We start from the raw sequence: 15623 nt of genomic DNA, 5'->3' as shown, positions 1-15623 counted from the left end.
GGCCTCAGGCGGCCTGCCGGCCCAGGAGTGCGTAGAAGAAACCGTCATGCTCACGGGATGGATTCTCGCGGACGCTGCCGCCATCGCCGGGATCCCGGGGCAGCAAATGTCCGGGAGAAGGCAGCAAATGGGCATCATTGTTGTTCGCAAGAAACGACTGGACCGTGTCATCGCCTTCCGCGCGGAACACGGAACAGGTGCAATACAGCATGCGCCCACCGGGCCGCAGCAGCGGCCAGAGCGTGGACAGCAGCCGCGCCTGCTGGGCGGCCAGCTGCGCGATGTCACCGGGGCGCCGCAGCCAGCGCACGTCCGGATGGCGCCGCACGATGCCCGACGCCGTGCAGGGCGCGTCCAGCAGGATGGCGTCGAAGGGTTCTCCGCCGCAGGCCTGCTGCCACCAGTCCTCCGGGCGCCCGGCATCGGCCACCAGCACCTGCGCCTGCAGGCCCAGCCGCTGGAGGGTTTCGCCGATGCGCGCGCTGCGCAGCGGGTCGATCTCCAGCGCGGTCACGTGGACCGGCGATCCGGCACCGGCATGTTCGAGCAGGTGGGCGGTCTTGCCGCCCGGCGCCGCGCAGGCATCCAGCACCCGCAGCGGCCGGCCCAGGTCCAGGCCGGACAGCAGCAGGGGGGCGGCCTGCTGGGCGGCGAGATCCTGCACCGAAACCCAGCCGTCTGCGAACCCGGGAAGCCGCTGCACGGGCTGGGGAGACTCCAGGACCAGCCCCGTGTCGGTCACCGGCCAGGCCTTCATGCCCACCGCCTCCAGCGCAGCCAGATAGCCAGCCATGTCCACCTTGCCCCGGTGGATGCGCAATGCCATCGGGGCCTGCGCGTTGTTGGCCCGCAGGATCTGCTCCCAATGGCCGGGATGGTCCTTCTGCAGGCGCCCGATCCACCACGCGGGATGGTTCCACCGCGCGACGGGTTCCGTATCGGTGGCGGCCACCAGCGCATCCCGCTCGCGCAGGAAGCGGCGCAGGCAGGCATTCACGAAAGCGGCCTGCCCGCGCGTGGCGGCATGGCGCTTGGCCGCCTCCACCGCCTGGTTCACGAGCGTGAACGGCTCATAGGGAGCGGCACCAGCCTGCCAGCCCAGGGCCAGGGTGGAGCACAGCAGCGCATCCACGCGCGGCTTGGGCCGCCGCGGGGCCAGTTGCGCCCGCAGCGCCTCCGCACGGCCCAGCTGGCGCAGCACCGCGAAGAACAGCGCCTGCACCCCGGCACGCAGCACCAGGTCCACTGCAGCCAGGGCCGCGGTGCCCGACTGGCCGCCGCGCACCGCCATCACGGCATCCACGACCGCATCGAGCTGCCGCCACAGGGGAATCGCCCCTCCGGGCGAATCCGGGCGGGAGGTGGAAGGATGCGCGGGGGATGCTGGCATGGATGGGAGGGCCGGGAAAGGACGAAGGAAGGTCGCCAGGCGCCGTCAGAGCGCCTGCGCTGCATGGAAACCGAAAAGCCAGGCCAGCAGCCGGGCGGGGAACTGCCGGATGGCCCCGTTGTAGGAGCCTACGGCATCATTGAACTGCCCGGTGGCCAGGGCCGCGTGGGCCCAGAGCTCCTGCCACCGTGTTTCCCACAGCGCCAGGGCGTCCTCGCCCGGGGCCGTCACGGCCGGTGGCGAGTCCGGGCCGCTCGCCTCGCCATCGCCGGGCCCGGCAGCGCCCTCGCGCGGTTCACGAGCCGCCCGCACCACCGCGGCCCAGGCCGTGCGCAGCACCTCGCGGGCAGCCGCCAGCGCCGCCGCGGCCCCGCCATCGAGCGGACGCGCGCGCGCAACGGCCAGGCAGGCACCGAACTGGGTAGTCGCCGCCCACAGGGCCGTGCGCACCTCCGACTGCGCAGGCAGCGCAGGACTCTGCGCCGCCTCGTATTCGCCGAGCATGCCCGTGATGCGCACGAAATGCACGTCCAGGCCGCCGAACGCCTGAATGGCAGCAGAGCGCAGCCGGACCAGCCGGTTGTAGGCGCCCACCGCCCAGAACAGCAGCACCGCCAGAAAAATCCAGGTCGTCAGCATCGCAGCAATGGCAAGCGCCCCGCGGACCACCGCGAAGGCGCGAAATCAAAAAAGAAAAAGGGCACGGCCCGCCAGCCAGCGCCGCGCCTGAAAAAACGCTCCCGGCCTGCCACGAGCGACAGAGCGGGAGCGTTGCGGCAGGCCGGTCGGCTTGCAGGCAGGGCCGTGGGTTACTCGGCCGAGCCGCTTTCCACGCCGGAGCCTTCGACCTCCGGAGCTTCATCGGGGCCCGTGGTGGCCATCTCGGCAGCCTCGGCTTCGGCGATGGCGCGGCGCTCGGCGTCGTCCATGGCCTCCTTGGCCTTGCGTGCCTGGTGATAGGCCAGGCCGGTACCCGCCGGGATCAGGCGGCCCACGATCACGTTCTCCTTCAGGCCGCGCAGCTCGTCGCGCTTGCCCATGATGGCAGCCTCGGTGAGCACGCGGGTCGTTTCCTGGAAGGAAGCGGCCGAAATGAACGAATCGGTGGACAGCGATGCCTTCGTGATACCCAGCAGCACGTTGCTGTAGGTCGCGGGGATCTTGTCCTCGGACTGCAGCTGCTCGTTGGTGTTGAGGATCTCCGAACGCTCGACCTGCTCGCCGGCGATGTAGCCGGATTCGCCCGGGTTCTCGACCACGACGCGACGCAGCATCTGGCGAACGATCACCTCGATGTGCTTGTCGTTGATCTTCACACCCTGCAAGCGATAGACGTCCTGCACTTCATCGACGATGTAGCGCGACAGTTCCTCGATGCCCAGCAGGCGCAGGATGTCCTGCGGATCGGCCGGGCCATCGACGATCAGTTCGCCCTTGTTCACCACCTGGCCTTCGTGGACCAGCACGTTCTTTTCCTTGGGCACCAGCTCGTCCCAGACCTTGCCGTCCGGATCGGTGATCTGCAGGCGCACCTTGCCCTTCGTTTCCTTGCCGAAGGACACCGTGCCGGTGATCTCGGCCAGCATGCCCTTGTCCTTGGGCGAGCGGGCTTCGAACAGCTCGGCCACGCGCGGCAGACCGCCGGTAATGTCGCGGGTCTTCTGCCCTTCGACCGGGATACGGGCCAGCACTTCGCCGGGGCCCACGTCCTGGCCGTCGCGCACCTGGATCAGCGCGCCGACCTGGAAGCCGATCGTCACCGAGTGGTCGGTACCAGGGATCTTCACCTCGGCGCCGTTCGCATCGACGAGCTTCACCTGCGGGCGCACCACCTTGGCGGAGCCGCGGCGCTTCGGATCGATCACGACCAGCGTGGACAGGCCGGTCACGTCGTCCACCTGCTTGGCGACGGTGAGGCCTTCCTCGATGTTCTCGAACTTCACCTGGCCGGCGAATTCCGTGATGATCGGTCGTGTCAGCGGATCCCAGTTGGCCAGGATCGTGCCGGCCTTGACCTGCTGGTCGGCCTTCACCGTCAGCGTCGCGCCATACGGCACCTTGTGGCGCTCGCGCTCGCGGCCATGCTCGTCCTGGATGATGACTTCACCCGAACGCGCGATGACGACCAGCTCGCCCTTGCTGTTGGTCACGTAGCGCATCGTGGCATTGAAGCCGATCACGCCGTTGGACTTGGCTTCCACGCTCGATGCGATGGCGGCACGCGAAGCGGCGCCACCGATGTGGAACGTACGCATGGTCAGCTGCGTGCCGGGTTCGCCGATGGACTGGGCAGCGATCACACCCACGGCTTCGCCGAGGTTGATCAGGCCGCCACGGCCCAGGTCGCGGCCATAGCACTTGGCGCAGAGGCCATAGCGCGTCTCGCAGGTCAGCGCGGTACGCACCTTCACCTCGTCCACGCCGGCGGCTTCCAGCTCTTCGAGGGTGTCCTCGTCCAGCATCTGGCCGGCCGGCACCAGCACGGCACGGGTTTCGGGGTGCAGCACCTCTTCGGCCGTGGAGCGGCCGAGCACGCGGTCGCGCAGGGACTCGATCACTTCACCGCCTTCGACGATGGCGCGCATCACGGAGCCGTTGCTCGTGCCGCAGTCCTCTTCGGTCACCACGAGATCCTGCGTCACGTCCACCAGGCGGCGGGTGAGGTAGCCGGAGTTCGCGGTCTTCAGCGCCGTATCCGCCAGGCCCTTCCGGGCACCGTGGGTGGAGATGAAGTACTGCAGCACGTTCAGGCCTTCACGGAAGTTCGCCGTGATGGGGGTCTCGATGATGGAGCCGTCCGGCTTGGCCATCAGGCCGCGCATGCCGGCCAGCTGGCGGATCTGCGCGGCGGAACCCCGGGCGCCCGAGTCGGCCATCATGTAGATGGCGTTGAAAGACTCCTGGTTCACCTCCTTGCCGTGGCGGTCGGTGGTCTTCTCGACCTTGAGCTGGTCCATCATCACCTTGGACACGTCGTCGCCGGCCTTGCCCCAGATGTCCACCACCTTGTTGTAGCGCTCGCCGGCGGTCACCAGGCCGGAGACGTACTGCTGCTCGATCTCCTTCACTTCGGATTCGGCGCGTGCCAGGATGTCGGCCTTCTGCGGAGGCACCAGCATGTCGTCGATCGCCACCGAGAAGCCGGCGCGCGTGGCCAGGCGGAAGCCGTTCTGCAGCAGCTTGTCCGCGAACACCACGGTTTCCTTCAGGCCGCACTTGCGGAAGCTCACGTTGATGAGCTTGGAGATTTCCTTCTTCTTCAGCGACTTGTTGATGTTGCTGAAAGGCAGGCCCTTGGGCAGGATCTCGGACAGCAGTGCACGGCCGACGGTCGTGTCGACCAGCGAGGTCGAGGGCACGAACTCGCCCGTGGCCTTGTCCTTGGTCCATTCGGTCAGGCGCACGCTGATGCGGGCGTGCAACTCCGTCTGGCCGGCATCCAGCGCGCGCTGGACTTCGCCCGTGTCGGAGAAGATCAGGCCTTCGCCCTTGCCGTTGATCTTGTCGCGGGTCGCGTGGTAGAGACCCAGCACCACGTCCTGCGAAGGCACGATGGAGGGCTCGCCCGATGCGGGGAACAGCACGTTGTTGGAGGCCAGCATCAGCGTGCGGGCTTCCATCTGCGCCTCCACAGACAGCGGCACGTGGACGGCCATCTGGTCACCGTCGAAGTCGGCGTTGAAGGCCGCGCAGACGAGCGGGTGCAGCTGGATGGCCTTGCCTTCGATCAGGATCGGCTCGAAGGCCTGGATGCCCAGGCGGTGCAGCGTCGGAGCACGGTTCAGCATGACCGGGTGCTCCTTGATGACCTCTTCCAGGATGTCCCAGACCACCGGAGTGCCGGATTCGACTTCCTTCTTCGCGGCCTTGATGGTCGTGGCGATGCCCATCTGCTCGAGGCGCGAGAAGATGAACGGCTTGAACAGCTCCAGGGCCATCAGCTTCGGCAGGCCGCACTGGTGCAGCTTGAGCGTCGGGCCCACGGTGATCACGGAACGGCCGGAATAGTCCACCCGCTTGCCCAGCAGGTTCTGGCGGAACCGGCCGGACTTGCCCTTGATCATGTCGGCCAGCGACTTCAGCGCACGCTTGTTGGCGCCCGTCATCGCCTTGCCGCGGCGGCCGTTGTCCAGCAGCGAATCGACGGCTTCCTGCAGCATCCGCTTCTCGTTGCGCGCGATGATCTCCGGAGCCTTCAGCTCCAGCAGGCGGCGCAGGCGCGAGTTGCGGTTGATGACGCGGCGGTACAGGTCGTTCAGGTCGGAGGTCGCGAAGCGGCCACCGTCCAGCGGCACCAGCGGACGCAGGTCCGGCGGCAGCACGGGCAGCACGTCCAGCACCATCCACTCGGGCTTGATGCCCGACTTCTTGAACGCTTCCAGCACCTTCAGGCGCTTGGCGTTCTTCTTCACCTTGACCTCGGAGCCGGTCAGGTCGCCGCGCAGCTTCTCGATCTCCAGATCGATGTCGATGCCTTCGAGCAGGTCCTTGATGCCTTCGGCGCCCATCTTGGCGATGAACTCGTCGCCGTATTCCTTGCGCTTCGCGTCATGGTCGTCCTCGGACATGATGCCGAACTTCTTCAGCGGGGTCATGCCGGGGTCGGTCACCACGTAGGCTTCAAAGTACAGCACGCGCTCGATGTCGCGCAGCGTCATGTCGAGCACCAGGCCCAGGCGCGACGGCAGCGACTTCAGGAACCAGATGTGCGCGCAGGGCGCGGCCAGGTCGATGTGGCCCATGCGCTCGCGGCGCACCTTGGTCTGGGTCACTTCCACGCCGCACTTCTCGCAGATCACACCGCGGTGCTTCAGGCGCTTGTACTTGCCGCACAGGCACTCGTAGTCCTTGATCGGGCCGAAGATCTTGGCGCAGAACAGGCCGTCGCGTTCGGGCTTGAACGTGCGGTAGTTGATCGTCTCGGGCTTTTTCACCTCGCCGAAGGACCAGGAACGGATCTTCTCCGGCGACGCCATGCCGATGCGGATGGCATCGAAATGCTCGTCCGGCGTGAATTGCTTGAACAGGTCGAGTAGAGACTTCATAAACCCTATCTCCTAGTACTTCTTAAGAACGTTCCAGTTCGATGTCCAGGCCCAGGGAACGGATTTCCTTGACCAGCACATTGAACGACTCGGGCATGCCTGCCTCGATCGCATGTTCGCCCTTGACGATGGACTCGTACACCTTGGTACGGCCCTGCACGTCGTCGGACTTCACGGTGAGCATTTCCTGCAGCACGTAAGAGGCGCCGTACGCTTCCAGCGCCCACACTTCCATTTCCCCGAAACGCTGGCCACCGAACTGGGCCTTGCCGCCCAGCGGCTGCTGCGTCACGAGCGAGTACGGACCGGTGGAACGGGCATGCATCTTGTCGTCCACCAGATGGTGCAGCTTCAGGTAGTGCATGTAGCCGATGGTCGTCGGACGCTCGAACTGCTCGCCCGTGCGGCCGTCGTACAGGTAGGCCTGCGTGCGGCTGTCGGTCAGGCCCTTGCGCTCCTTGATGTCGTCCGGATAGGCCAGCTTCAGCATGTCCTTGATCTCCGCTTCCGACGCGCCGTCGAACACCGGCGTCGCATACGGAACACCGTTGGTCAGGTTGCCGGCCATGGCCATCACCTCGTCGTCGCTCAGCATCGACAGGTCTTCCTTGCGGCCGCGCGAGTTGTAGACCTCTTCGAGGAACTTGCGCATCTCGGCTGCCTTGGCCTGGTCGCGCAGCATGTCGCCGATGCGCTGGCCGATGCCCTTGCCGGCCCAGCCCAGGTGGACCTCCAGCACCTGCCCGATGTTCATCCGCGAAGGCACGCCCAGCGGGTTCAGGACGATGTCGGCAGGCGTGCCGTCGGCCATGTAGGGCATGTCCTCGACCGGAACGATCTTCGACACCACACCCTTGTTGCCGTGGCGGCCGGCCATCTTGTCGCCGGGCTGCAGGCGGCGCTTGACGGCCAGGTACACCTTCACCATCTTCAGCACGCCGGCCGGCAGCTCGTCGCCTTGCGTGAGCTTCTTGCGCTTCTCTTCGAAAGCCAGGTCGAAGCTGTGGCGCGTCTGCTCCAGGGCGTTCTTGATGGACTCGAGCTGGGTCGCCACTTCGTCTTCCGCCGGGCGGATGTCGAACCAGTGGAACTTCTCGACGGAGGCCAGATAGGCCTTGTCGATCTTCGTGCCCTTGGCCAGCTTCTGCGGGCCGCCGTTGGCCACGCGGCCGTTCAGCAGCTTCTCGATACGGTCGAACGCGTCGGCCTCCACGATGCGCAGCTGGTCGTTCAGGTCCAGGCGGAAACGCTTGAGTTCATCGTCGATGATCTGCTGGGCGCGCTTGTCGCGCTGGATGCCTTCGCGCGTGAACACCTGCACGTCGATCACGGTGCCCGAGGAGCCCTGGTCCACGCGCAGCGAGGTGTCCTTCACGTCGGAAGCCTTCTCGCCGAAGATGGCGCGCAGCAGCTTCTCTTCCGGCGTCAGCGTGGTCTCGCCCTTCGGCGTGACCTTGCCCACCAGCGTGTCGCCGGGCTGCACTTCCGCACCCACGTAGATGATGCCGGACTCGTCCAGGCGGTTCAGCTGCTGTTCCGAGAGGTTCGGGATGTCGCGCGTGATTTCTTCGGCGCCCAGCTTCGTGTCGCGGGCCATCACCACCAGCTCCTCGATGTGGATCGAGGTGTAGCGGTCTTCGGCCACCACGCGTTCGGAGATCAGGATCGAATCCTCGAAGTTGTAGCCGTTCCAGGGCATGAACGCGATCAGCATGTTCTGGCCGATGGCGATCTCGCCCAGGTCCGTGGAGGCACCGTCGGCGATCACGTCACCCTTGGCCAGCACGTCGCCCTTCTTCACGATCGGGCGCTGGTGGATGTTCGTGTTCTGGTTGGAACGCTGGTACTTGATGAGGTTGTAGATGTCCACGCCCACTTCACCGGCCACGGCCTCGGCGTCGTTCACGCGCACCACGATGCGGGTCGCATCGACGTAGTCCACGATACCGCCGCGGTTCGCCGTCACCACCGTGCCGGAGTCCACGGCCGCCACGCGCTCGATGCCCGTGCCCACCATGGGCTTTTCCGGACGCAGCACGGGCACGGCCTGGCGCGACATGTTGGCGCCCATCAGTGCGCGGTTCGCATCATCGTGCTCCAGGAAAGGCACCAGCGATGCGGCCACCGACACGATCTGCGCGGGCGACACGTCCATGTACTGCACGCGCTCGGCGGACAGCAGCGTGGATTCACCCTTCTCGCGGGCCGACACCAGGTCGCCGGTCAGGCGGCCTTCGGCATCCAGCGTCGCATTGGCCTGGGCGATGACGTACTTGCCTTCCTCGATGGCCGACAGGTAATCGATCTGGTCGGTCACCTTGCCGTCCACCACGCGGCGGTAAGGCGTCTCGATGAAGCCGTACTCGTTCAGGCGGGCGTAGAGAGCCAGCGAGTTGATCAGGCCGATGTTCGGGCCTTCAGGCGTTTCGATAGGGCAGACACGACCGTAGTGGGTCACGTGCACGTCGCGCACTTCGAAGCCGGCACGTTCGCGGGTCAGACCGCCCGGACCCAGGGCCGAGACGCGGCGCTTGTGCGTGATTTCCGCCAGCGGGTTGGTCTGGTCCATGAACTGCGACAGCTGCGACGCACCGAAGAACTCCTTCAGGGCGGCCGAGATCGGCTTGCTGTTGATCAGGTCGTGCGGCATCAGCGGCTCTTGCTCCGCCTGGCCCAGACGCTCCTTCACGGCCTTCTCGATACGCGCCAGGCCCGTGCGGTACTGGTTCTCGGCCAGCTCGCCCACGCAACGCACGCGGCGGTTGCCCAGGTGGTCGATGTCATCGACTTCGCCCTTGCCGTTGCGCAGGTCCACCAGGATCTTCACCACGGCCAGGATGTCGTCGTTGGACAGCACCATCGGGCCGGTGGATTCGTCGCGGCCGATCTTGGCGTTGAACTTCATGCGGCCCACGCGCGACAGGTCGTACGTGTCCGGGTTGTAGAACAGGCGCTGGAACAGGGCCTGCACGGCGTCTTCCGTCGGCGGCTCGCCGGGGCGCATCATGCGGTAGATGGCCACGCGGGCGGCGAACTCGTCCACCGTCTCGTCGATGCGCAGCGTCTGCGAGATGTACGCACCCTGGTCCAGTTCGTTCGTGTAGATGACCTGCAGGTCCTGCACGCCGGCCGAGCGCAGCTTTTTCAGCAGCGCTTCCGTGAGCTCCTCGTTGGCCTTGGCCACGATCTCGCCGGTGTCGCCGTCCACGATGTTGCGCGCGACCACGCGGCCGATCAGGAAGTCTTCCGGCACGCTGATGTGTGTCGTGCCGGACTGCTCCAGTTCACGGGTGTGGCGGGCGGTGATCCGCTTGTCCTTGGCCACGACGACCTTGCCGGACTTGTCGGTGATGTCGAAGCGCGCAACTTCGCCCTTCAGGCGATCGGCCACGAACTCCATCTGCGCGCCGCTGTCCATCAGGCGGAAGTTGTCGTTGACGAAGAAGTTCGCCAGGATCGATTCCGGGTTCAGGCCGATGGCCTTCAGCAGGATCGTGACCGGCATCTTGCGGCGACGGTCCACGCGGAAGTACAGGATGTCCTTCGGGTCGAACTCGAAGTCCAGCCAGGAGCCGCGGTAGGGAATGATGCGTGCGGAGAACAGCAGCTTGCCGGAGCTGTGCGTCTTGCCCTTGTCGTGCTCGAAGAACACGCCGGGCGAACGGTGCAGCTGCGACACGATCACGCGCTCGGTACCGTTGATGATGAACGAGCCCTTGTCGGTCATCAGGGGCACCTCGCCCATGTAGACCTCCTGCTCCTTCACTTCCTTCACCACCTTGGACTGCGACGTCGAGGACTCGCGGTCATAGATGATGAGCTGCACCTTGGCACGCACGGCCGAGGCGAACGTCAGGCCGCGGGTCTGGCACTCGCGCACGTCGAACGCCGGCTTGGCCAGGTTGTACTCCACGAACTTCATCTCGACGAAGCCGTTGTGCGAGACGATCGGGAACGCTGCGTTGAATGCGGCCTGCAGGCCTTCGTTGGTGCGTTTCTGCGGTGCCATGTCCGCTTGGAGGAAAGCGGTGTACGCGTCCTTCTGCATCTGCAGCAGGTACGGCACTTTGAGCACGCTGTCGCGGCTACCGAAACTCTTGCGAATGCGCTTGCGTTCGGTATAGCTGTACGTGGATGTTGGGGCCATGAGATCTCCGGGCAAAGACATGGATGGGGGTCTTCGACGACTACTGCCCCACAAGGAGCGCGGCCTTGCGGGCTTGGCGGTTGGCCACTACCAACCATGGCGGACGGCGATGCGTTGCACATCGCCCGAACCAAGGCGTCTTCTGTTGTCGGGTTGTCAGAAGACACTAGGAAGCAGGAGGTGGATGCCGAGGCCGGCGCCCGTTCCTGCTTTCTGGTGTGCTCTGCACACTTGCGCTTCTCAGAAGCGCGGAAAGGCTGGAGGCCCTTTGCGGAGCCTCCAGCCTTGCCAAAGCAGCCGAATTACTTGAGTTCGGCCTTGGCGCCGGCTTCCACCAGCTTCTTGACAGCGGCTTCTGCGTCGGCCTTGGCGATGCCTTCCTTGACGTTCTTCGGAGCGCCGTCCACCAGGTCCTTGGCTTCCTTGAGGCCCAGGCCGGTGATTTCGCGCACGGCCTTGATGACCGCGACCTTGTTGGCACCGGCTTCGGCCAGCACCACGTTGAACTCGGTCTTCTCTTCGGCAGCAGCAGCTGCACCGCCGCCGCCAGCGGCAGCAGGAGCGGCCATGGCGGCAGCGCTCACGCCGAACTTCTCTTCAATGGCCTTCACCAGGTCATTGAGTTCCATCACGGACATGCTGTCCAGGGCGGTCAAGAATGCGTCTTTATCGAATGCCATAATTTTTCCTAACAATTGGTTTAAAGAGGGAACGACTGCAGCAAAGCCTCAAGCGGCTGCTGCTTCGCCTTCGCCTTTCTTTGCGGCCAGAGCACCCAGCACCACGGCGGTGCGGGAGATCGGCGACATCAGCAAGCCACACAGCTGGGCCAGCAGCACTTCCTTGGAAGGGATGTTGGCCAGTTGCTTCACGCCGTTCACGTCCAGGGCCTTGCCTGCGAAGGCGCCGCCGCGAATCACCAGCTTGTCGTTGGTCTTCGCGAAATCGGCCACCACCTTGGCGGCGGCCACAGCGTCTTCGGAGAAGCCATAGATCAGAGGACCGGTCATCTGGTCGGCCACCACGTCGAACTGGCTGCCGGCCACAGCACGGCGGGCCAGGGTGTTCTTTAGAACACTCAGGCTCACACCCTTGCTGCGGGCGTCAACGCGCAGTTTCGTCATGTCGGCCACCGTGATGCCACGGTATTCCGCGATCACGAGCGTTTGAGCTTTAGCGGCGAGGCTGGTCACTTCATTGATGACCGCTTCTTTCTCACTGCGATTAAGACTCAAGGTCTACTCCTTCATATGCACACTCGGGGAACCCCTCATGCGCGCTCTTGTTGCAGCGACCAACTGTTTTGGAATCGAATTCCATCTGCAGCGGGATCGCCATCTGCGCTGGCTCCGTGGATTTAAATGCAACCGGGGCTGCACACCAGCGGTCTTGGATGGCCCGGCGCATCGCTGCGCCGGCCCACCACCGAGGCACCTTGCGGCACCTCAAGATTTCTTGGCTATCAGGCCGAGATGGATTGCGTATCGACGCGCACGCCGACACCCATGGTCGAGGACACAGCCACCTTGCGCAGGTACAGACCCTTGCTGGTTGCCGGCTTCGCCTTGTTCAGTGCCTCGATCAGCGCCACCAGGTTGCCCTGGAGCTTGTCGTTGTCGAACGAACGACGGCCGATCGTGCTGTGGATGATCCCGGCCTTGTCGACACGGAACTGCACCTGGCCGGCCTTGGCGTTCTTCACGGCCGTAGCGACATCGGGCGTCACCGTACCCACCTTGGGGTTCGGCATCAGGCCGCGCGGGCCCAGGATCTGGCCCAGCGTACCCACGACGCGCATGGCATCGGGAGCAGCGATCACCACGTCGAACGGCATGTCACCGGCCTTCACCTGTGCAGCCAGATCGTCCATGCCCACGATGTCCGCGCCGGCGGCCTTGGCTTCTTCAGCCTTGGCACCCTGGGCGAACACGGCCACACGGGTCGTCTTGCCGGTGCCGTTCGGCAGCACGACGGCGCCACGCACCACCTGGTCCGACTTCTTGGCGTCGATGCCGAGCTGAACGGCCACGTCGATGGATTCATCGAACTTGGCGGTTGCGGCTTCCTTCACCAGCACCACGGCATCGGTGAACGCATACAGCTTCGTGCTGTCGACCTTGCCTTGCAGGGCCTTTTGCTTCTTGGTCAGCTTAGCCATTTACAGGCCCTCCACCGTAACGCCCATGGAACGGGCGGAGCCAGCCAGCGTGCGGACGGCAGCGTCCACGTTGGCAGCGTTCATGTCCTTCAGCTTGGTCTTGGCGATCTCTTCCAGCTGTGCGCGGGTGATCTTGCCGACCTTCGTGCTCAGGGCGTTCGCGGAACCCTTTTCCAGCTTGATCGCCTTCTTGATCAGGGTCGTCGCCGGAGGCGTCTTGATGATGAAGGTGAAGCTCTTGTCCGCGAAAGCCGTGATGACCACGGGCAGCGGCAGACCCGGCTCGACGCCTTGGGTCTGGGCGTTGAATGCCTTGCAGAACTCCATGATGTTCAGTCCACGCTGACCCAGCGCGGGACCGATCGGAGGAGAGGGGTTAGCCTTTCCTGCCGGCACTTGCAGCTTGATAAAGCCGACGATTTTCTTCGCCATAGCGACTCCTTGCGGGTGATAACGCCTTCATGGAAGGCTCCCCGGGGTTGATTGACTCGATTTATGTGCGCCGAGTCAAAAAGCGCATGCAATCAGGGAGACGTCAGGTCTTCTCGACCTGACCGAACTCCAGCTCCACCGGAGTGGAACGGCCGAAGATCATCACGGAGACGCGCACCCGGCTTTTCTCGTAGTTGACTTCCTCGACCGAGCCGTTGAAGTCCGCGAACGGACCTTCCTTGACCCGCACCAGTTCGCCCACCATGAATTCGATCTTGTGGCGGGGCTTCTCGGTGCCTTCCTGGATCTGGTTGACGATCTTCTGGACTTCGTCTTCGGAGATCGGCGCGGGACGGTTCTTGGCTCCGCCCACGAAACCCGTCACCTTGCTGGTGTGCTTCACCAGATGCCAGGTGTCGTCATCCATGACCATCTCGACGAACACGTAGCCGGGGAAGAGGCGCCGCTCGGTCGTCTTGCGTTGGCCGTTCTTCATTTCCACGACTTCTTCCGTCGGGACGAGAATCCGGCCAAACTTGTCTTGCATGCCCGCGCGGTTGATGCGCTCCGTGATGTTGCGCTCTACCGCCTTCTCCATCCCGGAGTAAGCATGCACGATGTACCAGCGAAGATCCGGATTGGCAGACGATGCAGGCACCTGGGCAGGTGAGAGGTTTTGATCGACGGCGTCATTCATGTTACTTCCTCCAGCCCAGAATCAGATCGTAGAGCACCCATTCCAGCGTCTTGTCCGTGAACCAGAGGAACAGCGCCATCACCAGAACGAAGGCAAACACGTAGGCAGTCATCTGCAAGGTTTCCTTGCGGGTAGGCCACACGACCTTCTTGACCTCTTTCCAAGCATCCTTAGCGAAGCCGGTGAAGCGGCGGCCCGACTCGGAAACCGCGAACACGGCGGCGGCGGCGATGATCGCGACGATCAGGACCGCCCACTGGACCGCAGCACCCTGTTTGGAGAGCAGGTAGAAACCGGCAATACCCGCAATCAGCAACGCGACGACAGCGGCCAGCTTGGCCTTGTCGGCGCCTGTACTTACGGTTTCAATTTGCTGAGACGCTGCCATTCTTCATTCCGGTTGCAAAAATTGCGCTTTCACAAGACACCGAAGCCCGCCAGGTGTCTGGCGGGCTTTTTTTATGCCAGGTGACTGGCAGGGGCAGTAGGAATCGAACCTACAACCTTCGGTTTTGGAGACCGACGCTCTGCCAATTGAGCTATACCCCTATGACTCCTGATCAGGCAATGATCTTGGCCACGACGCCGGCGCCGACCGTACGGCCGCCTTCGCGGATGGCGAAGCGCAGGCCTTCTTCCATGGCGATGGGGTTGATCAGCTTGACGGTGATCGACACGTTGTCGCCGGGCATGACCATTTCCTTGTCGGCCGGCAGCTCGATGGCGCCGGTCACGTCGGTCGTGCGGAAGTAGAACTGCGGACGGTAGTTGTTGAAGAAGGGCGTGTGGCGGCCGCCTTCGTCCTTCGACAGCACGTACACCTCGGCCGTGAAGTGGGTGTGCGGCTTGATGGAGCCGGGCTTGCACAGCACCTGGCCGCGCTCGACGTCTTCACGCTTCGTGCCGCGCAGCAGCAGGCCGACGTTGTCGCCGGCTTGGCCCTGGTCCAGCAGCTTGCGGAACATTTCCACGCCCGTGCAGGTGGTCTTCTGCGTGTCGCGGATGCCCACGATTTCGATTTCTTCGCCGACCTTGATGATGCCGCGCTCGACACGGCCCGTCACCACGGTACCGCGACCGGAGATGGAGAACACGTCTTCCACGGGCATCAGGAAGGCACCGTCCACGGCGCGCTCGGGCGTCGGGATGTAGGTGTCCAGGGCTTCTGCCAGCTTGTCGATGGCTTGCTCGCCCAGGGGGCCCTTGTCGCCTTCGAGGGCCAGCTTGGCCGAGCCGCGCACGATGGGGGTGTCGTCGCCGGGGAAGTCGTACTTGTCGAGGAGTTCGCGCACTTCCATTTCGACCAGCTCGAGCAGCTCTTCGTCATCCACCATGTCGCACTTGTTCAGGAACACGATGATGTAGGGCACGCCCACCTGGCGGGCCAGCAGGATGTGCTCGCGCGTCTGGGGCATCGGGCCGTCGGCGGCCGAGCACACCAGGATGGCGCCGTCCATCTGGGCGGCACCGGTGATCATGTTCTTGACGTAGTCGGCGTGGCCGGGGCAGTCCACGTGGGCGTAGTGGCGGTTGGCCGTCTCGTATTCCACGTGTGCGGTGTTGATGGTGATGCCGCGGGCCTTTTCTTCGGGCGCTGCGTCGATTTCGTCGTACTTCTTGGCTTCGCCGCCGAACTTGGCGGACAGCACCGTGGCGATCGCTGCCGTCAGCGTCGTCTTGCCATGGTCCACGTGGCCGATCGTGCCCACGTTCACGTGGGGCTTGGTACGTTCGAACTTACCTTTTGCCATTTC

Annotated in this window: 11 protein-coding genes and 1 tRNA gene; all 12 read right to left on the bottom strand. The window is 64.6% G+C overall.

What is annotated here, in order from left to right:
- Positions 1-4: 4 nt before the first annotated feature.
- The 12 genes from rsmB to tuf all read right to left on the bottom strand — a co-directional run bounded on the left by rsmB (position 5) and on the right by tuf (position 15620).
- A complete protein-coding gene (rsmB, locus tag T336_RS0121010) occupies positions 5-1390 on the bottom strand; it encodes a 16S rRNA (cytosine(967)-C(5))-methyltransferase RsmB (protein WP_026434007.1) in 1386 nt (461 codons plus the stop codon).
- Between the two features lie 45 nt (positions 1391-1435).
- On the bottom strand, positions 1436-2029 hold the full coding sequence (locus T336_RS0121005; RefSeq protein ID WP_019702360.1) for a hypothetical protein: 594 nt from the start codon (positions 2027-2029) through the stop codon (positions 1436-1438).
- Between the two features lie 170 nt (positions 2030-2199).
- Positions 2200-6435, bottom strand: coding sequence for a DNA-directed RNA polymerase subunit beta' (gene rpoC / locus T336_RS0121000; protein WP_026434006.1), 4236 nt, complete (start codon positions 6433-6435; stop codon positions 2200-2202).
- A gap of 22 nt (positions 6436-6457) precedes the next feature.
- Positions 6458-10582 (bottom strand): DNA-directed RNA polymerase subunit beta, encoded by a 4125-nt coding sequence (rpoB, locus tag T336_RS0120995; RefSeq protein WP_013596797.1) that lies wholly within the window; start codon positions 10580-10582, stop codon positions 6458-6460.
- A 302-nt stretch (positions 10583-10884) separates the two neighbouring features.
- Positions 10885-11262: a 50S ribosomal protein L7/L12 gene (gene rplL, locus T336_RS0120990; protein WP_013596798.1), complete on the bottom strand. Its 378-nt coding sequence runs from the start codon at positions 11260-11262 to the stop codon at positions 10885-10887.
- A gap of 48 nt (positions 11263-11310) precedes the next feature.
- Positions 11311-11817: a 50S ribosomal protein L10 gene (rplJ, locus tag T336_RS0120985; RefSeq protein WP_011797539.1), complete on the bottom strand. Its 507-nt coding sequence runs from the start codon at positions 11815-11817 to the stop codon at positions 11311-11313.
- 227 nt (positions 11818-12044) lie between these two features.
- Complete coding sequence (gene rplA, locus T336_RS0120980; RefSeq protein WP_019702362.1) at positions 12045-12740, bottom strand: 50S ribosomal protein L1; 696 nt, start codon at positions 12738-12740, stop codon at positions 12045-12047.
- Entirely contained in the window at positions 12741-13172 is a 432-nt protein-coding gene (gene rplK / locus T336_RS0120975; protein ID WP_013596801.1) for a 50S ribosomal protein L11, read from the bottom strand.
- A 103-nt stretch (positions 13173-13275) separates the two neighbouring features.
- The gene (nusG, locus tag T336_RS0120970; protein ID WP_026434005.1) at positions 13276-13869 is read right to left on the bottom strand and encodes a transcription termination/antitermination protein NusG; all 594 of its coding nucleotides are present in this window, start codon (positions 13867-13869) and stop codon (positions 13276-13278) included.
- A 1-nt stretch (position 13870) separates the two neighbouring features.
- Positions 13871-14257: a preprotein translocase subunit SecE gene (secE, locus tag T336_RS0120965; RefSeq protein WP_026434004.1), complete on the bottom strand. Its 387-nt coding sequence runs from the start codon at positions 14255-14257 to the stop codon at positions 13871-13873.
- An 85-nt stretch (positions 14258-14342) separates the two neighbouring features.
- Positions 14343-14418 (bottom strand) — tRNA-Trp (locus T336_RS0120960).
- Between the two features lie 11 nt (positions 14419-14429).
- A complete protein-coding gene (gene tuf, locus T336_RS0120955; protein WP_011793521.1) occupies positions 14430-15620 on the bottom strand; it encodes an elongation factor Tu in 1191 nt (396 codons plus the stop codon).
- Between the last annotated feature and the right edge of the window lie 3 nt (positions 15621-15623).

This window comes from Paracidovorax oryzae ATCC 19882 (genome assembly GCF_000687165.1).
Classification (GTDB): domain Bacteria; phylum Pseudomonadota; class Gammaproteobacteria; order Burkholderiales; family Burkholderiaceae_C; genus Paracidovorax; species Paracidovorax oryzae.
This window is presented reverse-complemented; position numbering and strand designations above follow the sequence as displayed.